This window comes from Flavobacterium haoranii (assembly GCF_009363055.1).
In the GTDB taxonomy this organism is placed as follows: Bacteria; Bacteroidota; Bacteroidia; order Flavobacteriales; family Flavobacteriaceae; genus Flavobacterium; species Flavobacterium haoranii.
In genome coordinates this window covers 2,501,993-2,525,113 of record NZ_CP045292.1, presented here as the reverse complement: position 1 = coordinate 2,525,113, position 23,121 = coordinate 2,501,993, and the positions used below count along the sequence as shown (strand labels likewise).

Annotated in this window: 16 protein-coding genes and 1 pseudogene; 9 read left to right on the top strand and 8 right to left on the bottom strand. The window is 31.4% G+C overall.

Annotation, left to right across the window (positions count from 1 at the left end; genetic code table 11):
- The first annotated feature begins 31 nt into the window (after positions 1–31).
- The 3 genes from GCU34_RS11960 (at position 32) to GCU34_RS11950 (ending at position 3,720) form a co-directional block, all read left to right on the top strand.
- Positions 32–1,348 (top strand): hydroxymethylglutaryl-CoA reductase, degradative, encoded by a 1,317-nt coding sequence (locus GCU34_RS11960; protein WP_072781770.1) that lies wholly within the window; start codon positions 32–34, stop codon positions 1,346–1,348.
- Positions 1,349–1,510: 162 nt separating this feature from the next.
- Complete coding sequence (locus GCU34_RS11955) at positions 1,511–2,431, top strand: GYDIA family GHMP kinase (protein ID WP_084656807.1); 921 nt, start codon at positions 1,511–1,513, stop codon at positions 2,429–2,431.
- Positions 2,432–2,505: 74 nt separating this feature from the next.
- On the top strand, positions 2,506–3,720 hold the full coding sequence (locus tag GCU34_RS11950; protein ID WP_143146171.1) for a hypothetical protein: 1,215 nt from the start codon (positions 2,506–2,508) through the stop codon (positions 3,718–3,720).
- On the opposite strand, the gene dusB is transcribed toward GCU34_RS11950, so the two are convergent.
- Positions 3,721–4,716: a tRNA dihydrouridine synthase DusB gene (gene dusB / locus GCU34_RS11945; RefSeq protein ID WP_072781775.1), complete on the bottom strand. Its 996-nt coding sequence runs from the start codon at positions 4,714–4,716 to the stop codon at positions 3,721–3,723.
- A 143-nt stretch (positions 4,717–4,859) separates the two neighbouring features.
- Here dusB and lepA point away from each other — a divergent pair, with 143 nt between their 5' ends.
- Together lepA and GCU34_RS11935 are read left to right on the top strand one after the other, a co-directional pair.
- Complete coding sequence (gene lepA, locus GCU34_RS11940; RefSeq protein WP_072781777.1) at positions 4,860–6,656, top strand: translation elongation factor 4; 1,797 nt, start codon at positions 4,860–4,862, stop codon at positions 6,654–6,656.
- Between the two features lie 185 nt (positions 6,657–6,841).
- The gene (locus GCU34_RS11935) at positions 6,842–11,059 is read left to right on the top strand and encodes a T9SS type B sorting domain-containing protein (protein ID WP_193702243.1); all 4,218 of its coding nucleotides are present in this window, start codon (positions 6,842–6,844) and stop codon (positions 11,057–11,059) included.
- Positions 11,060–11,083: 24 nt separating this feature from the next.
- On the opposite strand, the gene GCU34_RS11930 is transcribed toward GCU34_RS11935, so the two are convergent.
- The 4 genes and pseudogenes from GCU34_RS11930 to mvaD all read right to left on the bottom strand — a co-directional run bounded on the left by GCU34_RS11930 (position 11,084) and on the right by mvaD (position 15,073).
- Entirely contained in the window at positions 11,084–11,956 is an 873-nt protein-coding gene (locus tag GCU34_RS11930; protein ID WP_072781781.1) for a pseudouridine synthase, read from the bottom strand.
- Between the two features lie 27 nt (positions 11,957–11,983).
- Complete coding sequence (locus GCU34_RS11925) at positions 11,984–12,904, bottom strand: geranylgeranylglycerol-phosphate geranylgeranyltransferase (RefSeq protein ID WP_072781783.1); 921 nt, start codon at positions 12,902–12,904, stop codon at positions 11,984–11,986.
- Positions 12,905–12,994: 90 nt separating this feature from the next.
- A pseudogene (locus GCU34_RS11920) lies at positions 12,995–13,932 on the bottom strand (mevalonate kinase family protein).
- Between the two features lie 31 nt (positions 13,933–13,963).
- Positions 13,964–15,073, bottom strand: a complete 1,110-nt coding sequence (gene mvaD / locus GCU34_RS11915; protein ID WP_072781786.1) for a diphosphomevalonate decarboxylase — start codon at positions 15,071–15,073, stop codon at positions 13,964–13,966.
- A 60-nt stretch (positions 15,074–15,133) separates the two neighbouring features.
- Between mvaD and GCU34_RS11910 the strand changes: the two genes are divergently transcribed.
- The 3 genes from GCU34_RS11910 (at position 15,134) to GCU34_RS11900 (ending at position 17,207) form a co-directional block, all read left to right on the top strand.
- Positions 15,134–15,610, top strand: coding sequence for a TspO/MBR family protein (locus GCU34_RS11910; RefSeq protein WP_072781787.1), 477 nt, complete (start codon positions 15,134–15,136; stop codon positions 15,608–15,610).
- Positions 15,611–15,706: 96 nt separating this feature from the next.
- Positions 15,707–16,624, top strand: a complete 918-nt coding sequence (locus GCU34_RS11905) for an OmpA family protein (protein WP_072781789.1) — start codon at positions 15,707–15,709, stop codon at positions 16,622–16,624.
- A gap of 22 nt (positions 16,625–16,646) precedes the next feature.
- Complete coding sequence (locus tag GCU34_RS11900) at positions 16,647–17,207, top strand: hypothetical protein (protein ID WP_072781791.1); 561 nt, start codon at positions 16,647–16,649, stop codon at positions 17,205–17,207.
- 27 nt (positions 17,208–17,234) lie between these two features.
- Here the strand turns inward: GCU34_RS11900 and GCU34_RS11895 are convergent, their stop codons facing one another.
- Positions 17,235–18,443 carry a BaiN/RdsA family NAD(P)/FAD-dependent oxidoreductase gene (locus GCU34_RS11895; RefSeq protein WP_072781793.1) on the bottom strand — a complete coding sequence of 403 codons (1,209 nt, stop codon included), beginning with the start codon at positions 18,441–18,443 and terminating at the stop codon, positions 17,235–17,237.
- Positions 18,440–19,120, bottom strand: a complete 681-nt coding sequence (locus tag GCU34_RS11890) for a glycerophosphodiester phosphodiesterase (protein WP_072781795.1) — start codon at positions 19,118–19,120, stop codon at positions 18,440–18,442. The genes GCU34_RS11895 and GCU34_RS11890 overlap by 4 nt, the downstream gene beginning before the upstream one ends.
- Positions 19,121–19,186: 66 nt before the next feature.
- On the opposite strand from GCU34_RS11890, the gene GCU34_RS11885 reads away from it, so the two are divergent.
- Entirely contained in the window at positions 19,187–19,636 is a 450-nt protein-coding gene (locus GCU34_RS11885) for a hypothetical protein (RefSeq protein ID WP_072781797.1), read from the top strand.
- Between the two features lie 47 nt (positions 19,637–19,683).
- Here GCU34_RS11885 and GCU34_RS11880 read toward each other — a convergent pair whose 3' ends face one another.
- Positions 19,684–23,082: a PA domain-containing protein gene (locus GCU34_RS11880; RefSeq protein WP_072781799.1), complete on the bottom strand. Its 3,399-nt coding sequence runs from the start codon at positions 23,080–23,082 to the stop codon at positions 19,684–19,686.
- Positions 23,083–23,121: the final 39 nt, after the last annotated feature.

The window sequence follows — 23,121 nt, the reverse complement described above, 5'->3', positions numbered from 1 at the left end:
TAGTATCTTTGCATTTCAATTTTTTATAAAAATGAATCAAGAAATTAAAGGCTTTTCTAAACTTTCAAAAGAAGAAAAAATAGACTGGATTGCAAACACTTATTTCCACAATCCTGCTCAAGCTAAAGAAATTGTTTTACAGTACTGGAATTCAAATGAAGCCATTCAAAAACTTCATGATGAATTTATCGAAAATACTATTACAAACTTTTATCTTCCTTATGGTGTAGCTCCAAATTTTGTAATTAATGGCAAACTTTATACTGTTCCCATGGCAATTGAAGAAAGTTCGGTAGTTGCGGCAGCTTCAAAAGCCGCTAAATTTTGGGGTGAACGTGGCGGATTTAAAGCAACTATTATTGGAACAGAAAAAATTGGTCAGGTTCATTTTTTATTCAATGGAAGTAAAGAAAAATTACAAACATTTTTCAACGAAATAAAACCAAAATTCTTTAGCGATACTGAAAGTTTTACCAAAAACATGCAAAAACGTGGTGGTGGAATTCTCAATATCGAATTACGCGATAAAACTTCAGAATTAGAAAATTATTTCCAACTTCATGCTACTTTCAACACAAAAGACAGTATGGGTGCTAATTTTATTAATACTTGTTTAGAGCAATTTGCTAAAACACTAGAAAACGAAGCACACGCCTACGATAATTTTACTGAAGAAGAAAAAAATCTTCAAATTATCATGAGTATTTTGAGTAATTATGTACCAAATTGTGTTGTTCGTGCCGAGGTTTCTTGTCCGGTTGAAAATATGAGCGATATGGCTTCTATCGACGGAAAAGAATTTGCCAAAAAATTCGTAAACGCCGTCAAAATTGCAGAAATCGAACCTTACAGAGCCGTTACACACAACAAAGGCATCATGAATGGAATTGATGCTGTTGTTCTTGCAACCGGAAACGATTTTAGAGCTGTAGAAGCAGGTGTTCATGCATATGCAAGCAAAAACGGACAATATTCAAGTCTTTCTCATGCGAAAATAGAAAACGGAATTTTTACTTTTTGGTTAGATGTTCCATTAGCATTAGGAACTATTGGCGGCTTAACTTCATTACATCCTTTAGTGAAATTTTCTTTAGAAATGTTAGGCAAACCATCAGCAGAAGAATTAATGAAAATTGTTGCCGTAACTGGATTGGCACAAAATTTTGCTGCGGTTCGTTCGTTAACTACAACAGGTATTCAACAAGGACACATGAAAATGCACATCATGAATATCTTAAACCAACATCACGCAACTAAAGAAGAAAAACAACAAGTTTTAGAATATTTTAAAGACACCACCATTTCACATAGTTTAGTGGTAGATTATTTAGAAAGTTTAAGAAAATAGGCTTCGACAAGCTCAGCCTGACAATTGTGTCACATTGAGCTTGTCGAAATGTAAAAATTAGAAGCTCTTTCCCGCTTTCGCAAGTCGCTTTTTATTTGTCAGTTCAAACAAAAAGACAAATAAAAGAGCTCCAACAATTGCTCAATCGGGGCTAAAAAACAAATGATGGAAACTAAAAAATTCTACAGTAACGGAAAACTATTAGTAACAGGCGAATACGTAGTATTAGATGGCGCCAAAGCATTAGCCGTTCCTACAAAATTTGGACAAACTCTAGAAATAAAAGACGATACCGGATTTGTTTTTCATTGGACAAGTTATGACAAGGATTTATCAATTTGGTTTCAAGACATCATTACATTTCAAGAAATTATATCTAAAACAAAGTCAGAAACTTCAAGTTCAATTAAAAATAAACTGATTGACATATTACACCAAGCCTATAAACAAAATCCAAGTTTTATTGACAAAGCAAAAGGATATGATGTAAAAACACATCTAACATTTCCTAGACTTTGGGGTTTAGGAACCTCATCGACTTTAATTAACAACATTGCACAATGGTTAGAAATTGATGCTTTTGAGTTATTGCGTAAAAGTTTTGGCGGAAGTGGTTATGATGTCGCTTGCGCACAAACCGATGCGCCAATTATCTATCATTTGGAAGATGAAAAACCTTTTTTCGAAAAAGTAGATTTCAATCCGGCTTTTAAAGAAAATATACACTTTGTGTATTTAAACCAAAAGCAAAGTAGTTCGGCTGCTATTGCAAATTATTTAGCCAAACATCATCATGTAGATAAAACAATAGCTAAAATTTCTGCGATAACAAACGAAGCTATAACTATAAATGAAGGTCGTGATTTTGCGTTATTAATGGAAAAACATCAGGCCATTATGAGCGATGTTTTAGAAACCGAAACCGTAAAAGAAAGATTATTTCCAGATTTGAAAGGTGTCGTAAAAAGTTTAGGCGCTTGGGGTGGCGATTTTGTGATGGTCATTTCAAAACACAACCCAAAAGATTATTTTATTGAAAGAGGTTATACTACGATTTTAAGTTACGAGGAAATGGTGTTGTAAATATTTTAAAATTTAATCCAACCTTTTTATAAAATTACAACTCTATAAAAATAAAGAATAATTAAAAAATCAAAATGAACAAGTTTTATCTCTTGACTATTTTATCTTTATTTTTTCAAATTAGTTTTTGTCAAGAAGCTAATCTTTTAAATAAAATTGATTTAGAAAATATTGAAGAAACTTCAAATCAATTTCATTTCAGATTATCATTTTATGGTACTAAAATTGATGTTTTTAATGATTCATTGAATAAAAATAAAGGTTTAGTTACCAAATTCATTTTCCAAGAGAAACACAATAAGATAACTGATACCATTTTTAAAAAATATTATTTGTCTCAACATAAAATATTTTTAATCAATTCTCTTATTGATTCAAGTAAAATAGAGACAATTCCAAATCAAAATGAAATTTTAAATTGGAAGAATGGATTTGACGGGATTACTTATGTAATCGAAATAAATAAAAATAAAAAATATTCAAAAAAAGCATATTGGACTCCCAAAGCTCAAGATTCAACTTTATTAGAAGTAAAAAAATTAAGTCAGTTTATAGAAAAAATTGAGACAATTATAAAACTTGACTCAATTGATAAAGAATTTAACGACTTATTACCAAATGATTTTAGCTATTGGTCTGGAGGAAGTTTAATGTTTTACAAAGTAAAAAATACAAATTCTTATTTATTTACAGATTTTTATGGAACTTATAGGCTTCCACTTGGAATAAAATCAGGTTATTATGTAAATAAAATTAATAAAACTTCCATCAAATTAAATTCTTCAATTATCTTTCAAAAAGGATTTAATGAAAATTACAGATTGAAAACTACAATAAGTAAATATTCAATTTTTTCTAAAAACAAATACTATGATGGCATTCATTTTAATTATGAAAAAAACAAATTGAACTACATTTTTAAAAATCCAGATTTTGAATTAAAATCGATAATCTATTTTGGTGGGTTTGATAAAATTTTAAATTTTGGATTAGGATATACTAATTTATCTCCTTTAGATAACAAAAACGGTTTTCAAATAAGTTTATCAAAAGATATAAATTCAAATGATGGTTTCAGTAATAATATTACTATTTCCCCTTATATGAATTTTAATATTTATAAAAGCATTACAAACTATGAACTAGGTATTGAAACTTCTTATAGAATAAAACTTAATAAGAATCATTATACTAGATTTTACACAAGTCTATTCCTCGAAAAAATATATAATTATAATAGCTTAAATGTTTCAATTTATATTCCTTTAAAAACATTTAAAATCAATTAATTACTCACTAAACTGATAATCAGCATACACTTCTTCAATTTCTTTAAAAACATCAAGTAATTGGTGTAATCCATCTGTCGTTACCAACTTTTGTTTATATTCTTTAAATCCGTGAATGCCTTTAAAGTAATTCGTATAATGACGACGCATTTCTACTACTCCTACTCTTTCATTTTTCCACTCTACACTCCAAATTAAATGATTACGAGCGGCTTCAATTCTATCTTTCATTGTTGGAACTGGTAAATGTTCACCTGTATTCATGAAGTGTTTAATTTCATTAAAAATCCAAGGATAACCAATCGCCGCGCGACCAATCATAATTCCATCAACACCGTATTTGTTTTTATATTCCAACGCTTTTTCAGGAGAATCAATATCACCATTACCAAAAATAGGCATGGTAATTCTCGGATTGTTTTTCACGCGTGCAATATGCGCCCAATCGGAATGACCTTTATACATTTGCGCTCTTGTTCTTGCATGAATACTCAACGCTTGCACACCAATATCTTGTAAACGTTCAGCAACTTCATCAATATTTATCGAATCTTCATCCCAACCTAAACGTGTTTTTACCGTAACGGGTAATGAAGTACTATTAATAACCGCTTTTGTTAAGCGAATCATCAAATCAACATCTTTTAAAACACCTGCACCAGCACCTTTAGAAACTACTTTTTTGACCGGACACCCAAAGTTAATATCCACTAAATCAGGTTGAACCGTTTCCACAATTTTAGCACTCATCGCCATTGCTTCTTCATCTCCACCAAAAATTTGAATTCCAACTGGACGTTCGTAATCGAAAATATCTAATTTTTGACGACTTTTAATCGCATCACGAATTAATCCTTCTGAAGAAATAAATTCAGAATACATTAAATCGGCTCCATGAAGTTTACACAATCTACGAAAAGGTGGATCGCTTACATCTTCCATTGGAGCTAAAAGCAAAGGAAATTCAGGTAATTCTATGTTGCCAATTTTGGGCATAAGTGTATTATTTTTTGCAAAAATACGATTTTTTAAAACTTTTATAGCTACTTCACTGAAATAGCTGTTTTTTAATGAAAACTTTGAATTATATTTGCAGATTGAATCCCATAGTATTTAGGGAAAACGATAGTTTTTTGAAGATGAAGAATATTAGAAATTTTTGCATTATTGCGCACATTGACCATGGTAAGAGTACTTTGGCAGATAGATTATTAGCAGCTACGCAAACCGTAACAGCTCGTGAAGAAAAAGCGCAATTGCTTGATAATATGGACTTAGAGCGTGAACGTGGAATTACCATTAAAAGTCACGCAATCCAAATGGAATATGAATACAAAGGCGAAAAATATATTTTGAATTTGATTGATACTCCAGGTCACGTTGACTTTTCATACGAAGTATCTCGTTCTATTGCAGCTTGTGAAGGAGCCTTATTAATTGTTGATGCGGCACAAAGTATTCAAGCGCAAACTATTTCTAATTTGTATTTAGCTTTAGAAAATGACTTGGAAATTATTCCAGTTTTAAATAAAGTAGATTTACCAAGTGCTAATCCTGAAGAAGTAAGTGACGATATTATTGACCTATTAGGATGCGACTTAGAAGATATTATTCATGCTTCTGGAAAAACAGGTTTTGGAGTAGATAAAATATTAGAGGCTATTATTGAAAAAGTTCCAGCTCCTAAAGGAGATGTTGAAGAACCACTTCAAGCTTTAATTTTCGATTCGCATTACAATCCTTTTAGAGGAATTGAAGTAATTTTCCGTGTTATTAATGGAGAAATTACAAAAGGTCAGAAAATTAAATTCATGGCAACTGGTAAAGAATATTTTGCTGATGAAGTAGGAACCTTAAAATTAAATCAAGTTCCGAAACAAAAAATATCAAGTGGAGACGTTGGTTATTTAGTTTCCGGTATTAAAGAAGCTAAGGAAGTAAAAGTAGGTGATACAATTACCGACGCCAAGAATCCGACAACTAATATGATTACTGGTTTCGAAAACGTGAAACCAATGGTATTTGCCGGAATTTATCCGGTTGATACAGAAGACTTTGAAGACTTACGTGCTTCAATGGAAAAATTACAATTAAACGATGCTTCATTAGTTTTTGCACCAGAAAGCTCTGCAGCCTTAGGCTTTGGTTTCCGTTGCGGTTTCTTAGGAATGTTACACTTAGAAATTATTCAAGAGCGTTTAGAGCGTGAGTTCGACATGACGGTTATTACTACAGTTCCCAACGTATCTTATTTAGCTTATACTAAAAAAGAACCTGAAACTGCTATTATTGTAAACAATCCATCTGATTTACCAGAACCTTCAAAATTAGATAGAGTTGAAGAGCCGTTTATTAAGGCAACCATCATTACAAAATCTGATTTCGTAGGAAATGTCATGAGTTTGTGTATTGAAAAAAGAGGCGTAATCACAAATCAAACTTATTTAACTCCTGAGCGAGTTGAGTTAAATTTTGATATGCCACTTGCTGAAATTGTATTCGATTTTTATGACAGATTAAAAACGGTTTCTAAAGGATATGCATCATTCGATTACCATCCAATTGGTATGAGAACTTCTAAATTAGTAAAACTTGATGTACTTTTAAATGCAAATCAAGTTGACGCTTTATCGGCTTTAATTCACGAAGACAACGCTTACACCATTGGTAAAAAAATGTGTGAAAAATTACGTGAATTAATCCCAAGACAACAATTTGACATTCCAATTCAAGCTGCTATCGGAGCTAAAATTATTTCGCGTGAAACGATTAAAGCACTTCGTAAAGACGTAACTGCAAAATGTTATGGTGGAGATATTTCACGTAAACGTAAGTTATTGGAAAAACAGAAAAAAGGTAAAAAGAGAATGCGTCAAGTTGGAAATGTAGAAATTCCACAAGAAGCATTTATGGCTGTTTTAAAATTGAACGATTAATACGTAAGAAAAATAATTCAAAAGGCTTTGATTGTAATAATCAAAGCCTTTTTTTGTTTAATTTATATATTGAAAACAATATATTTGTTAACTTTATAAAGATTTAAGCCCAAAATCTCATGAAAAATTTAGTTACATTATTTTTCCTAATACTAGGAATAGTGTCCTATTCCCAAAGTATAACCGTGGATAACACTTATACTTCAACTCAATTAGTAGATTTACTGATTAACAATTCATGTATTGAAATTACCAGTACAAACATGTCAGGAAATCAATCTGTTGGGTACTTCAATCAAAATGGTTCGAGTTTTCCAATGCTTGATGGAGTTATTATTAGAAATGGGAATATCAATTTTACTCAAGGACAGTACACAAATACAAACTTAAGTTCTGCAATAAACAATAATCCAGATCCTTTTTTACAAAATTTAAGCAATCAAAGTAGTGGACAATCTACTTCTATTGTTGATGTAGGTTTTTTAGAATTTGAATTCATTCCTACTTCTAATTCATTTAGTTTCAACTTTCTCTTTGCTTCAAATGAATATGGAGAATTTCAATGTAGTTCGAACGATATTTTTGCTTTCGCCTTAACTGATTTAACTACGAACATTACAACAAATTTAGCTGTAATCCCTGGAACATCGAACCCTGTAAGTGTACTTACAATAAGAAACTCTGCTTTTAATGAAGGAAATTCTTGTAGCTCTTCAAATCCTGGCTTGTTTAGCACCTATAACGTATCGAATCCACCAGCTTCTTCTCTGAACATGAGAGGACATACCGTTGTAATGTCCGCTTCTTCAGGTGTAATTCCAAATAATCCTTACAGAATACGAATGTCTATAGCAGATTTTGGTGATGCCGATTACGATTCTGCTGTCTTTATTGGAGCTGGGAGTTTTACTACAAATTTCGATTTAGGCCCTGATCAAATCATCTGTGCTGGAGATGAATATATTCTTGATACAGGTTTAGACAATACCTATACTTTTCAATGGCTTTTAAATGGAATGATTATAGCTGGAGAAACAAACCCTACTTATACTGTTTCTCAACCAGGTGTTTATGAAGTAATTATTGATAAAGGAAGTTGTCATATTGAAGAATCAATAACTTTTAATGATTTGTTGGTTAATAATCCACAAGATTTATATGCTTGTGATACTGGCGCAGGCATTTACCCTTATAATTTAACAATCAATAATGAAATATTTTTAGGTCTTGACGATGCAATTTATGATGTTCATTATTTTGATTCACAAGCAGATATACTTGCAAACAATCCAATTCCTTCAGCCGATTTAGGCAACTTCATGAGTCCAGGTCAAACGATTTATATAAAAATTTTTAACACGGTAACTGGACTTTATTGTGATGCCGAATATCAATTTGACCTAATTGTTAATCCAAGTATTACAGCTGGTAGTATTCCTCTTCAAAATGTTTGTGATAATTCATCGGGAGTTCCGTATGATTTATCAATTCATGATATTGATGTTATCAATGGTCAATCAGGCACTTACACAATTACCTATTACACAAATCAAAGTGATGCAACTAATGGTGTTAATGCAATTGGTAACAATATTAACATAACAAACGGAACAGGTATAACAACCTTTTGGATAAGAATTGAGGACAGTAATAATTCATCTTGTTTTGATATCACTTCAGTAGATATTAATGTACGCCCTTTGCCTTTGGTTGACGCAATAACGAACATAACTGAATGTAGCAATACGACATTACCAAATATTACAAATGGTAATTATTTTACAGGTCCTGATGGAACAGGAACCAATTTAGGGCAAGGAGGTGCTTTTATTGAAGATGGTGGCACATATTATATTTTTGCAGGACCAGATGCTTTTGGATGCACGAATCAAACCTCTTTTCTAATTACCTTTATTGATGAGTTTACACCTATATTAGACAATTGCGGGGTTTTTTCTGTTCCATCACCACCAGAAGGCATAGGTGCTTTTTACAGTGACTTTGGTGGACCAAATGGAACTGGAACACTAATTCCTACTGGAACACAATTTGAAAATACGGGTACAACAAGTATTGTGCAACCAATATATTACTATGCAGAAGTTAATGGTATTCCTTGTAGAGATGAACGTTTTGACATCTATATTCATCCACTAGCACCAGTTGATATTTTACCAGATGTCACTTATTGTAACAGTTACACACTAGAACCTTTAACTAATGGAAACTATTTCACTGGACCAAATGGAACAGGGACTGCTTTATTTGCAGGAAACACAATTACATCTTCACAAACAGTATATATATACAATACATTAGACCATATTAGCTCAGATGGAGTAACCGTTGGCACATGTCCTTCTCCAGCAAGTTCTTTTCAAGTAAATATTGTAGATACATCTATTTTTACTCCAATTACAGAATGTGGTAGTTTTACACTGCCAGCCATCACTTTTGGAAATTATTATGACCAACCAAACGGCATGGGTAACATTATTGACCCTAGTATACCTATAACGTCTTCACAAATAGTATATTATTATGCAAATACTACTACATTACCAAATTGTACAGACAACCTTAATTTTAATATTACTATAAATCCACGTCCGCTAGTAGATTCATTACCTAGTGAATCTCATTGTGGTGAATTTGTTTTACCACCATTGACTAATGGAAATTATTATATGTTATCTGGAGGTCCTTCTGTACCTGGGCAAGTACAATTATTCCCTAATCAAGTTATTGATTTGAGTGGAACATCATTAAATCCAGGCACATATTATATTTATAATGGACCTGATGCAAACAATTGTGACAATGAATCCTCTTTTACTATTAACATTTTACCAAGTCCTTTAGTTGATGCCGTAAGTGATTATGCTGTTTGTGGACCTTTTTACACTATTAACCCCGCGACGAATGGAACTATTTATACTGCTCCAGGAGGACCTAATGGAACAGGAACTGTAGTAGACCCAACCACACAATACACCGAAAATGAAACTTTTTATCTTTATAGCTTTGATTCGAATACTACTTGTGAAGTAGATATCCCTTTTACAGTTTTCTATAACGGGATTGACTTACCAGATTTTCCAGATGAAGATGTTTGCGAATTTGATAATTATGCGCTACCAATACTTACACATGTCCCTCCAGAAACAACCAATAATTACTCAATTAATTATTATCTAGACTCTAATGGAAACGGTATTCCAGGGGATGCTGGCGACACATTAGTCCCAGCAGGTACAGTTTTTAATACACCTAATACAGTAACAACTGTTTATGTTGTAGCTAATAATACAGGAAGATTCGGGTTGTCTTGCCAAGAAATAGATACTATTACGATCACTGTATCTGAAACTCCTAATTTAAATAATCATCCTGCTAACTTTAACAGTCTTAACAACACTACTCATTGTGGTGAGTTTATTCTTCCAGATTTAAATGGACCTACAATAAATTATACTGTTAACTATTATACTCAACCTGGCGGAAATCCCAATGATCTGATTAACCCTAACGATTACACGTTTAGTGTTGCACCTGATGAAAGCCCACAAACTTTTGATGTTTGGGTTTATGCACATGCTACAAATAACACTAATTGTTTTGACGAAACTCACTTTCAATTCACAGTTTATCCCAGACCTACATTTGAAGTTGATGGCGGAATTATCTGTGTTGACCCATTAACAAATGCAACATTAGAGCCTATTATTTTAGATTCTGGACTTAATCCTGCACTATTTGATGTTGAATGGAGTTTAAACGGTGTTGTCTTGGGGAATGGAATAACTTTTGAAGCTATTCAAGCTGGAACATATACCATAACTCCTATAAAACTTAGTCCGGAGAATGCGCCTGATTGTAATTACTTACCAACAACTGCAGTAGTTACAATTTCTAGTAGAGCTGTTGCTAGTGTTTCCGTTACTCAACCATTTGAGGATATTGCAAATGCCACAGTAACTATTGAAAATGGCTTTGGAAATTACATTTTTCAATTAGATGATGGTCAGTTTCAAACAAGCAATAATTTTTATAATATTTCATCTGGAAGTCATACTGTAACAGTTAGAGATACCTTAGGGAATTGCGGGGATTTTGTATTAGTTTTCAATGTTATAAAATATCCTAAATTTTTTACTCCTAATGCTGATGGTTATAATGACACATGGAACATTTGGGATTTAAGAAATGAGCATCCTGATGCTGTAATTTATATATTTGATCGTTACGGGAAATTTTTAAAAGAACTTTCTCCAATGGACAATGGATGGGATGGAAAATATAATGGCCATGATTTACCATCAACTGATTATTGGTTCACCGTAGACTATTTATATAATGGAGAACCTGCACAATTTAAAGCACATTTTGCAATGAAACGATAAAAAAAGAGCAATTAGGCTCTTTTTTTATATATTTTTAAGATTTATAATTTCTTGTTCTGTTAAAAAACGCCAATTGCCTCTTGGTAAATTCTTTTTGGTTAAACCAGCAAAAGTAACTCGGTCTAATTTAATAACATTGTAATCTAGTTCTTCAAAAATCTTACGAACAATCTTAACATTTGCCGTTTTCATTTTAACTCCGATTTCTGATTTAGCTTCATTTTCGATATAATCGATTTCTTCTACGAAGATTTTGTGATCATCAATATATAAACCGTTTTTTACTTTCTCTAAATCTTCAAATTTTAAATTTTTATCTAAGCTTACATGATATAATTTAGACGAACGTTGGTTAGGACTTGAAAATTTTGTGATTAATTCGGTATCGTTAGTGAACAACAATAAACCTGTAGTTGTCTTATCCATTCTACCAACAGGTTGCAACTGAGATTTTGAAGCATTTTTAACTAAACTCAATACATTTTCATTACTTCTAACGCCGTCAGCTGAAGTTGAAAAGTTTTTTGGTTTGTTTAATAAAACATAAACTTTCTTTTCAGGTGTAATCGTTGCTCCATCAAATTTAACTACATCGCCAGGTTTCACCCTATAACCCATTTCGGTTACTACTTCGCCATTTACCATTACATTCCCACTTTGAATGTAAATATCAGCTTCTCTTCTACTGCACATTCCAGAGTTTGAGATATAACGATTTAAACGAATATCATCTGATGCTGGTTTCGCTTTTGGTTGTGCAGATTTATTTTCATTTCTTGAAAATCCAGATGAATTACTTCTTACAGGTGCATTACCTCTAGAATGACTTGTTTTTTTATAACCACCTTGTCTTCCTGAACCTGGATTTCTTTTATCATTGCCTTGATGACGTGACATATCTTTTATTTTTTTGCAAAGATATAACTAATAAGTTGAAAGTAATTTTTTTCCGTTAATTAAAACTGAAGGTTCTATAAGAACTATACAAAATACTCCACTTACAATGATAAACTTTAGTAAAAAATGAAGTTTTACGTAGTCCTCTTTACAATCTGATTTCCATAACTTCATTATAAAAAATAGTAAAGCAATTAAACCTAAATAAAAGTAAATTTCCATATACCCTACATTGTAAACATCTGTTAGAAAAAAAACAGGGATAACTGTAAAACAAGTAAGTAAGGTAATAATGGTTTTGGCTAATTTTTCACCATAAAGAACTGGAATTGTTTTATAGTCGTTAGCTAAATCGCCTTCAATATTTTCTAAATCTTTTATTAATTCGCGAATTAAAATTAAAACAAACAAGAACGTTGCGTGAGCAAAAATTACATGGTAAAAATTCTTAAAATGCATTAATACTGCAAAAAAAGGAGTTACTGCTAACAACGCTGCAGTTAAATTTCCTATTAGAGGATATTTTTTAAGCTTGTGCGAATAAAACCAAAGTAAAAATATATAAGCCGAAAAAAACAAAACTGCTTTCCAAGAAATTAAACTCGCAAGAACTACTACAAAAAAATTAATAGCGAAATATACTTTTAGTTTTGTTGACTGACTCACCAAACGATCAATCATAGCTTTTTTAGGTCGATTGATTAAATCTTTCTTAGCATCGTAAAAATTATTTATAATATAACCCGAAGCAATACAAAGTGATGAAGCAACAACTAAAACAAACAACCTCCAATCTAATAAAATAGAGAGTGCAGATTCATGTGGTGCTAAAATAAATATAGCTGATAAATATTGTGCTAATGCAATTACCCAAATATTATAACCTCTAACAACTGAAAAAAAGCTGAAGATTTTGGTCAGTAATAATTTAGATTTACGGGTTAGCATTATATTTAGGTTGGTTAAGGATATTAAAAAAGGTTAATAGAGTTTTGTGTATAAAAACTCACAACATTTTTTGCTTTTACCTTTTGCCAATTAAAAGTTATAAACTACTTCTAATTTGTAATCTTTTAATGATTCTTTAGCTTTTTCGATGTCTTGTGTAAACCCAAGAATATATCCACCACCGCCTGAACCACATAGTTTTAAATAGTAATCATTTGTTTCAATTCCTTTTTGCCAAACTTGGTGAAATTGCTCAGGAATCATTGGTTTAAAATGATTTAAAACTACCCCCGAAAGCTTCTTTGTATTCTCAAATAAAGATTTAACATCGCCATGTAAAAAGTTTTCTACACAAGCATCGGTATATTTGATAAATTGAGATTTTATCATATTACGAAAACCTTGATCTTTTAAGTTTTCCATAAAAATATTTACCATTGGAGCTGTTTCTCCTACAATTCCAGAATCAATTAAGAAAACCGCTCCTTTACCTTGTGTACTTTGACTAGGAATTCCAGTGGGTTCAATATTATCTTTAGAATTGATTAAAATTGGTAAACTCAAATAACTATTCAATGGATCTAAACCAGAACTTTTTCCATGAAAAAAAGATTCCATTTGAGAAAAAATTGCCTTTAATTGCAATAATTTTTCACGCGTTAAATTTTCTAAAACAGTCATTTTGTTGTGAGCATACTTATCATAAATAGCAGCAACTAAAGCTCCACTACTTCCCACGCCATAACCTTGCGGAATACTAGAATCGAAATACATTCCTTCATTAACATCATTTTGTAATGTATTTAAATCGAAAGTAACCAATTCTGGTTGTTCCTCTTGAAGTTGTTGTAAATAGTTAGCAAAACGCATCAAACTTTCGTTAGATTTTTTTGCGTTATCTGAAAGGTTATCGCCTTTTTTAAAGCACCTTTGTAAAAATTATAAGGAATAGACAAACCCTTAGAGTCTTGAATAATTCCATACTCACCAAAAAGTAAAATTTTAGAATAAAATAACGGTCCTTTCATGCTGTCGCTTTATTTATAGTAAAGATACAAATTATTTTAATTGGTTTGCACCATTTCCTATTTGGTCGCAAATGTACTGACCATTTTGACAATATGCAACTAATTCATTTTGAATAAACTGTAAAACTTTTTCTTTTACATTTTCTGGGTATAAAACATGTACATTTGCACCAGCATCCAAAGTAAAACAAACTGGTATTGCTGTTTCTGTTCTAAATTTCCAAATTTTATTAATAATTTCAAGTGTATTAGGTTTCATTAAAATAAAATAAGGCATTGAAGTCATCATCATTGCGTGCAAAGTTAAAGCTTCACTTTCTACTAATTTTATAAACGAATCTACATCACCATTTTTCAATATCTCTTTGATTGCAGTTAAATTATCCTGAGCTTGAACAAATCGTTGATTTGCAAAAGGATGATTGTACATTAAATTGTGACCAACAGTACTCGAAACCTGTTTTTCACCTTTGTCGACCAATAAAATAGTATCTTGAAAATTCTTGAATTTTTCGTGACTTTCTACAAAATCAATTCCGTATAAATTTGAACTATCACTTGTATCTTTATGATGTCCCCAAATAACAACCTCTCCTTTTACACTGCGACAAGCGCTTCCGCTACCCAAACGTGCTAAAAAAGACGCTTTTTTAAAGAAATAATCGTCAGACATTTCAGGATTTAAAGCTTTTTCTAAACTCATAACATTCATAGCTAAAGCAGCCATTCCTGAAGCAGAAGATGCGATTCCTGAACTATGCGGAAATGTATTTTCTGATTCGATAGTAATATGATAGTTTTTTAAATACGGACAAAAAACTTCTATACGTTCAAAAAATTTCTGAATTTTTGGTTTAAAATCTTCCTTCTTTTGACCCTCAAAATAAAAGTCAAATGAAAAATCTTCAGTACTCGATTTTTGTTCGAAAGACAATGATGTAATTGTTTTACAATTATTCAACGTAAAACTTATAGAAGGATTTGCAGGAATTTGCGAAGCTTTATTTCCTTGAAAATCTAGCTCATTATCTATTTTTCCCCAATATTTAACTAGGGCAATATTACTAGGTGCTTCCCAAGAAAATTGTGCACTTTGAACTAAATTAAATGTTGAAGCTACAAAATCCTTTTCTGAATACATATTGAAAATTTTAGGCAAAAATACCAATTATTCGTTACTTTGCCCTATAAAATTAGTTCCATGAATAAATATATTCGAATTATAATTGCAATTGTGGTGTGTTTAGGTTTAGGATTTGCTTCAAGCAAAATCACACAAAGCTCTTTATACGATTGGTATCCCGAAATAAAGAAGCCTTCCTTTAATCCACCTAATTCGGTTTTTGCACCAGTTTGGACAATGCTATTTATTTTAATGGGATTAGCAGCTGGAATGATTTGGAATCAATTAGAAAAACAAACTGAAGCAGTAAAAAAAGCACTTTTCTTCTTTTGCGTTCAATTGTTATTTAATGTTTTATGGACTTTTTTATTTTTTGGCTTAAACAATCTTTTATTAGCATCAATTGAAATTGTTTTATTGTGGTTACTAATTTACGAAACCTTTATTTTATTTAAGAAAATAGAACCTAAAGCAGCTTATTTATTATTACCATATCTAGCTTGGGTTGCATTTGCTTCTGTTTTAACATTCTTTATTTATTATCTAAATATTTAACAATTTAGTTGATTAAATTTAACATTTAAAGAATAGTTATTTGCAAAAAAGTTATTTTTTTTTATATTTTTGATAGTAAGTCGAAAATGTAAAATTATGACAAAAAAATTACCTTACTTTTTAGGAATAATTATTACAATTCTACTGGGCACTTGGCTACAGTATATATTTTGCTGTGGAACAACATCTGCTCAAAACTCTAAATCTGTTGAAAAGGTAGTACCCACACCGACACAACAAACTAACAATAATTTATCTGGTTTTAATTTCACTTTCGATAACACTACTTTTAAAACCAACGAAAATTTTAAATTTAAAAGCTCAAATTTTTCAATTCTAGAACCCATTTCAGATTCTATATTATTAGGAATTGAAAACTTAAAAGAAAAGTTAAATAGTTCTAATTTAAAATTCAATATCACGGGAATCTTTAAATCTTCAGAGGAAAATAATTCTATTTTTCCCGATTTAGGATTAGCTCGTGCAACTTCGGTGAAAAACTTTTTAATCAACCAAGGAATTAAAGAAGACAAAATAACTATTTCGAGTACAGTTAATGATAATCTTGAGAACTCTAATGATACTTTAATTAATTCAATCCATTTTAATTTAATTAATGAAAAAACGACTGCTGCTGAAGTTAATAATTGGAACCAACTTAAAACAGAGATCAACAAAAATCCAATAAGATTATATTTTAACACTGGTCAATCTACGATAGAATTAACACAACAAGAGAAAATTAAACTTGGTCAAATTATCGACTATCTAAATCATATTGAAGGTTCAAAAATATTAATTACAGGACATACAGATAATACAACTGGTCCAAATCATTCCAATGAATACCATTCATTAAAAAGAGCAGAATTCGCTAAAAATTATTTAATCAGTAATGGAGTTTCTTCAAATAAAATATTAGCAGAAGGAAAAGCCGAAAAAATGCCAATTGCAACCAATGAAACAGATGAAGGAAGAGCTAAAAATAGAAGAACAGAAATTTCAATAAAGTAACAACCCAAACTAACATAAAACAATGAGTATACCTTGTATTTTAATTCCAGCTATTGTAGGCATTATATGCGGATTACTTGGTTATTTAATTGGTAAATCTGGTAGAAAAGATTTCTCTGAAGAAGCAAATTCGTTACAAGACGATTTAAACAATTACAAGAGAATGAATTCTCAATTAAGAGGCGATTTAGAAAAACTTAGATTACAAATTAATGATCAAAAATCAAATGATAACATAAATCCATTTATTACACAACCTAGAGAAAATATTGGTCCCGTTATATTTGATCCATCATTTGCAAAAGCTGTTTTTGGTAAAAAAATTCACGAAAATGATTTGAAAATAATAGAAGGTATTGGTCCAAAAATTGAAGAATTATTTAAAACATCGGGCATTCAATCTTGGAAGTTATTATCGGAAACGTCTGTAGATAGATGTAAAGAAATATTAATGAAAGCTGGAGAACGCTTTCAATTTCATGACCCAGGCACATGGCCAAGACAAGCCAAATTAGCTTACGAAGGGAAATGGCAAGAACTTAAAGACTGGCAATCTAGTCTTGAAGGAGGGAGAGAGAAGTAAAATCGGCATAAAGCCGATTTTATTTTTTTATACACTTTGCGAAGCAATATATGCTGTTGTCCACGCATTTTGAAAGTTAAAACCTCCAGTAATAGCATCGATATTTAATATTTCACCAGCAAAAAATAAATTTGGCAACACTTTACTTTCCATCGATTTGAAATTTACCTCTTTTAAGTCAATTCCACCAGCGGTAACAAATTCATCTTTAAAAGTACTTTTCCCATTTACTTTAAAAACACCATTGGTCAACTGATTACTTAAATTAACCATTTGTTTTTTAGACAGATGAGCCCATTTTGTTTGCAGCTCTATTTCACTTGCTAAAAGTAGAGATTCCCAAAGTCTTTTTGGAAAATCGAACGGACAGAATTTATCAATTTGTTTTTTAGCATTTTCTATTTTTAACTGAAGTAATTCTTCCATTACTTCTTCAAAATTTAAATCTTTAAGCCAATTTACTTGAATGGAAAATTGGTAATTTAATTTATTTAATTCCCTAGCGCCCCAAGCCGATAATTTTAAAATAGCAGGTCCACTCATCCCCCAATGCGTGATCAACAACGCACCTTCTGATTTCAGGTTTGCTTCTTTAACTTTTACTGCAACTTGAGCACTAAGTCCCATTAAATCTTTAATTCTAGTATCTTTAATATTAAATGTAAATAAAGATGGCACTGGTTCAATAATTTGATGACCTAAATCTTGTAACAATTCCCATATTTTAGTATTACTTCCCGTAGCAATAACTATTTTTTTACAAGCAAATACTTCAGTAGTGGTTTCAATTTTCCAAAAATCGTTTGATGGAAATAATGACTTAACACTTTGATTTGTTAAAACATCAATTTTATACTTTTGAGTTTCTTTTAAAAAACAATCTATTATGGTTTGAGAAGAATCGGTTGTTGGAAACATTCTACCATCATCTTCAATTTTTAGTTCCACTCCTCTATTAGAAAACCATTCAATAGTGTCTCCAGAACAAAAAGTATTAAAAGGACCTTTTAATTCTCTTTCGCCTCTGGGATAAAACTTCACTAAATCATTTGGCACAAAACAAGCATGAGTAACATTGCATCTTCCACCTCCAGAAACTTTAACTTTAGTTAAAACTTCTTTTCCGCGTTCCAATATGGCAACTTTGCAACTTGGATTTTTCTCCATAATATTGATCGCTGCAAAAAAACCCGCTGCTCCACCACCAATAATTATTAAATCGTATTTTGAATTCATATTCTGTCTGGAAAATCAGATATTATTCCGTCAATTGGAAATCTTTTTACATGTTCAATATCTGCTGTTTCATTTACTGTCCAAGTATTTATTTTAAACCCCATTTTTTTAGCTTTTAAACAACTTTCTTCAGTTAATAAAGAGAAATGAGGATGAATTGCTTTTGCGTCAATTTTAGACGCAATTTCAATAGCTTGTTCCAAACTAGCTTGCGTTAAAACCGCTAAACTATATTCAGTACTTAACTTAGAAAAATCTTCTAATTCTTTTAATTGGAAACTTGAGATTAAAAAATTGGCTTTATTATAATTTTTATTATCACAAAAATCTTCTAATAATTGAAATGTAGGTAATGCTGTATTTTCACCTTTCAACTCTATATTAAGCCAACATTTATTGAAAGTCAGATCTAAAACTTCTTGAAGTGTTGGAATACTAAACTTATCCTTAATTTTAAATTCTTTCAGCTCGGTTAAAGTAAAGCTAGCAACTGGTCCTAATACATTTGTTAGCCGATCTAAGGTAAAATCATGAAAGACAACTACCTCACCAGAAGCACAAATATGTACATCTAATTCGATTCCGTCGACACCTAAATCAACAGCTTTTTGAATCGATTCAAGTGTGTTTTCGACTATATAACCCGACGCTCCCCTATGTGCAATTTTATAAAACATTCCTACAAAGATATAATAGTTTCAGTTTTTGGTCGTTTAATTTTGTAAAGAATAAAATTTGAAAACATGAAAAAGATCTTTATTGTAACTTTTGCCCAACTTTTTATGATGTGTAGTTCAACAAGTTCAAGCAAATTTCAAACTAGAGATGATTTTGCGAGTGCCAGTGAAAACTATATAAATTCTTTTTTGAAGAGTAAAAATGCTTTTGAAGAAGACAAAAGTGTTATTATTTTAACTCAAGGTTTTAAAGGAGAAAAAATAACCGCTACCCAAAATTCAAAAACTATTTATTCTCAATATCCCATCACAAATTTAAAAAGGCAATATGCAGCTAGTTTTGCATTTGACAATCAATCTCTTATAACAATCTTTGATAATTTTACTAAAGAAGAAATTGTCATAGAACCAAAAGACGCTAGTAAACATAAATATATTTATGTTATGAAAAAGCATGAAGACAACAAAAGCGTTTTTAAAGTAACCTTAAGTAACACACTACGATCATTAAAATAAAAAAGGGCTTCATCTTGAAGCCCTTTTTTTAATCTTATTTAGAAAAATTATTTCTTAATTACTTTTTGAGTATAAGATAAATTATCAGCATTTACTTTTAAAACATAAATACCAGCTGCTAATGAACTAATGTTAATAGATTTCTCATTAGAAAAATTAGCTTCATTTTGCGATAATACTTTTTGACCTTTAACATCGTATAACTCAACATTCATATTACCACTAAAGTCTTTAACATTAATTGTTAAAATATCAGTCGCTGGATTTGGATAAACAGTTACTAAATTAGTTTTAACAAATCCATCAGAATGTAAAGGCTGACTTGTAAATTGTCCAGAGAAAATTCCTCTTCCATAAGTAGCAGCATAGACAACATAATCATTTCTTAAATCAAGATCAGTCACTTTTACATTACTCATACCATTGTAAGATTGATTCCATGTAGGAGAAGCAGCACTAAAGTTGTTTGTAAACCAAACACCAAGTTCTGTTCCAATAATTACTTCATCAAGATTTAATGGATTCTGTAAAATACATTTTACTGGCATATCAGGTAAATTACCTTCTTTATTTGACCAAGTAGCTCCACCATCTGCAGAATACCAAACACTAACAACATTATAGTTGTGCATTGTTACAAAAATATCGTTTTCTGTTTGACCATATTCAATATCTGAAACACTTCCAACAAAACTTGGTCCTGTAATATCTGTCCAAACTGGATTAGGAATATTATTATGAATACCCGTTACTCTAATAAGTTTCCCAAGTACTGTACCTATTAATAAATTAGTTTTTGTAGTTGTGTATGGTGAAACTGCAAATGCAGTTGGACGAGACGTTAGTAAAGCATCTGTAATAGTTGTTCTATTAACGGCACCAGACTTGATATTCTTATATCTTCTAATACTATAATTTGTACCGCTTGAATAATCAGAATACAAAACATCTAAGTTTGAATCTAAAACCATTGGCGCGATAAAAGCTCCATTTTCATCATTTGAAGTGTCATCACTCAATGCTCTAACCGTAAACGGTGAAACCATTAATCTATAATTAACAGAACCATTGTGAACATAATTTGATATATAATATTTATCTGAGCCTTGATCCATCATCGTAAAAGCACCATCTCCACCTTGTGATCTAACACTTCCATTTACGCCTGCATTAACGTTCTCGAAGTACTGAGTCCCATTATCTTGAGCTCCTGCAGCAAAATAATCTCCTGAGGACAAACCACTTACCGCAGATGTAGGCGCTACACCTACGCTGTAAAACTGAGTAATGTTTAAGCCATTATTTCTTGCAGGGATATTACTACTGCGATTGTTAGCCGATGATAAACTTGAACAAAAATACACCCCACCATCATTACCGAAAATAGCTTGATTGTTGTTAAAAGGATTAAAAGCCATTCCGTGTTGATCTGAATGTAAAAAATTACCTCCATTCCATTGAGATATTGGCACCCAAGATGAACCACTATTTGTAGATTTATATAAATTTAAACCACCAACATAAACCTCATCGTCATTTGATGGATTAGACTCTATCATTAAATCATAGAAAGCTTGTGCACCTGTAAAACCATAAGTACTGATTCTAGAATCTGTACCGTCAGAAGGTAAGCTAACTACAGTTGGTGCAGTAGCAAAGCCATTAGTCGTCAATTCAATTTTACATTCAATTGTTGGTGAAGCTGAATTTGCTTGCCCTAATTCAGACAAAACATATAACTTATTAGGATTTGTAGCTGAAGCCTCTAACTCGACTCTTTGTCCTCCACCATTACCTGTAACTGTATGCATTAGAGTAAAACTCGCACCTCCATCACTGGACATAAACACTCTTCCTCCTCCTTCGCCAAACACAAAGCTATTTGTTGTAGAAACCCAAATTCTTCCATCTGCACCAATCTCAATATCGTTTGGACAAGTATCATAACCTCCAGAAGTTAAAGGTAGACTTAATTTAACCCAAGAAGCACCTCCATTTGTAGATTTATACAATCCAAAATCAGTTGCTCCCATAAAAGTTAAAGCGTTTGCAGAACCATAATAACCATCAGCAGCAGCTACATAAATTTCTGAAACCCCACCATTATTTTTAACTACAACGTCATTTATATGTTGTTGACCTGGAATTAATAAACCTGTAAAACTTCCTACACCATTGATTAAAGAACCATTAACAGTACCAGCTAAAACAGCTGCCTCTAATATATCTCCATCTTCTTTAGAAATCATAACAGAAGGAATAGTTATTCCTGCATCAGTTCCTCCCATCGGTATTGGAGTTCCTGCAATATTATTCATCATAATTACTGCAACAGCACCAGCATTTTGAGCATTCAATATTTTCTCAACGAAAGTACAATTACCTCTCCTGATTAAAGCAATTTTACCTGAAACACTATTAGTTATAGGATTTGCATTACACCCCAATGGATTTGTATCACTTACTAGTTCTATATCTGTATTTAAAACAGAAGTTAATACTGGGCCGAAAGCAGTAGTTGGGTAACAAGGATAATCTCCCGCTATTGTTCCAGGTGAATTTATAGAAACTATTGCTTCTGATTCAAAAACGGTAGGCCCTGTAATTCCTCCAAAAACATTAGTCCAAGTATTACCTCCATCAGTAGATTTCCAAAGGCCATCACCATTAACATCACCACCAACATAAGATTCTCCTGTCCCTACATAAAAAATATTTGTATTGTTTGGATCATACGAAATTGAAGAAACTGATAAATTATCAGGCAAACTAACTAAACTCCATTGTGTATTAGAATTTGTAATATCAGTATTTTTCCATAATCCTCCACTTACACCTCCAGCAAATACAGTTTTACCAGTAGCGTCGTTTGGATCAAACATTACAGCTCTTACACGACCACCTACATTATTGGGTCCTCTTTCAATCCATGGATTATCTGATGCGTCTCCAGGAGTTCTATTTAATTGGGCTAATTCTCTTTCATCAGCTAACTGCTTTCTCAAAGAATACAACCCTTGAATGTCTGGCTTTCCAGTTTTAGGATTCATTGTTAATTCCCACTCTTGCTCAAAATATTTATTAGGAGCTAATCCAGCTAATTTTCTATCAGCTTTAGACATTGAAGTTGAATTTTTAAATGGACTTTGATTTAAAAATTGTTCGTGCTGTTTTCTAGTTTTTTCAGCGTTTAAATCTACAATCTTATTATTTTTAATTTCTGATTTTATTACTCTACTAGAAATAGCTACTGGTTTTACAGTATCTGCTTCATTAGTAATATTTTCTTGGCTATCAGTGGCCGTACTATCAGCAGCAATTTCTTTGTCTTGAGAGACAGCTTCTGTCTCGACAGTCGAATTATCATTTGCATCTTGATTTTCATTTTTACAAGAAAACATCAACATACTTACTATCAAAATTGTACTAAGTAATTTATTTTTCATAAATTTAGGATTACGTTAATTTAAACAAAGTTAATATTT

Bases quoted from the DNA above. Each gene is read 5' to 3' on its own strand.
- GCU34_RS11930 (WP_072781781.1), bottom strand. From the start codon at position 11,956: ATGTCACGTCATCAAGGCAATGATAAAAGAAATCCAGGTTCAGGAAGA.
- mvaD (WP_072781786.1), bottom strand. From the start codon at position 15,073: ATGTATTCAGAAAAGGATTTTGTAGCTTCAACATTTAATTTAGTTCAA.
- GCU34_RS11950 (WP_143146171.1), top strand. From the start codon at position 2,506: ATGAACAAGTTTTATCTCTTGACTATTTTATCTTTATTTTTTCAAATT.
- GCU34_RS11895 (WP_072781793.1), bottom strand. From the start codon at position 18,443: ATGAATTCAAAATACGATTTAATAATTATTGGTGGTGGAGCAGCGGGT.
- GCU34_RS11905 (WP_072781789.1), top strand. From the start codon at position 15,707: ATGACAAAAAAATTACCTTACTTTTTAGGAATAATTATTACAATTCTA.
- GCU34_RS11900 (WP_072781791.1), top strand. From the start codon at position 16,647: ATGAGTATACCTTGTATTTTAATTCCAGCTATTGTAGGCATTATATGC.
- GCU34_RS11880 (WP_072781799.1), bottom strand. From the start codon at position 23,082: ATGAAAAATAAATTACTTAGTACAATTTTGATAGTAAGTATGTTGATG.
- GCU34_RS11885 (WP_072781797.1), top strand. From the start codon at position 19,187: ATGAAAAAGATCTTTATTGTAACTTTTGCCCAACTTTTTATGATGTGT.
- lepA (WP_072781777.1), top strand. From the start codon at position 4,860: ATGAAGAATATTAGAAATTTTTGCATTATTGCGCACATTGACCATGGT.
- GCU34_RS11890 (WP_072781795.1), bottom strand. From the start codon at position 19,120: ATGTTTTATAAAATTGCACATAGGGGAGCGTCGGGTTATATAGTCGAA.
- GCU34_RS11910 (WP_072781787.1), top strand. From the start codon at position 15,134: ATGAATAAATATATTCGAATTATAATTGCAATTGTGGTGTGTTTAGGT.
- dusB (WP_072781775.1), bottom strand. From the start codon at position 4,716: ATGCCCAAAATTGGCAACATAGAATTACCTGAATTTCCTTTGCTTTTA.
- GCU34_RS11955 (WP_084656807.1), top strand. From the start codon at position 1,511: ATGATGGAAACTAAAAAATTCTACAGTAACGGAAAACTATTAGTAACA.
- GCU34_RS11960 (WP_072781770.1), top strand. From the start codon at position 32: ATGAATCAAGAAATTAAAGGCTTTTCTAAACTTTCAAAAGAAGAAAAA.
- GCU34_RS11925 (WP_072781783.1), bottom strand. From the start codon at position 12,904: ATGCTAACCCGTAAATCTAAATTATTACTGACCAAAATCTTCAGCTTT.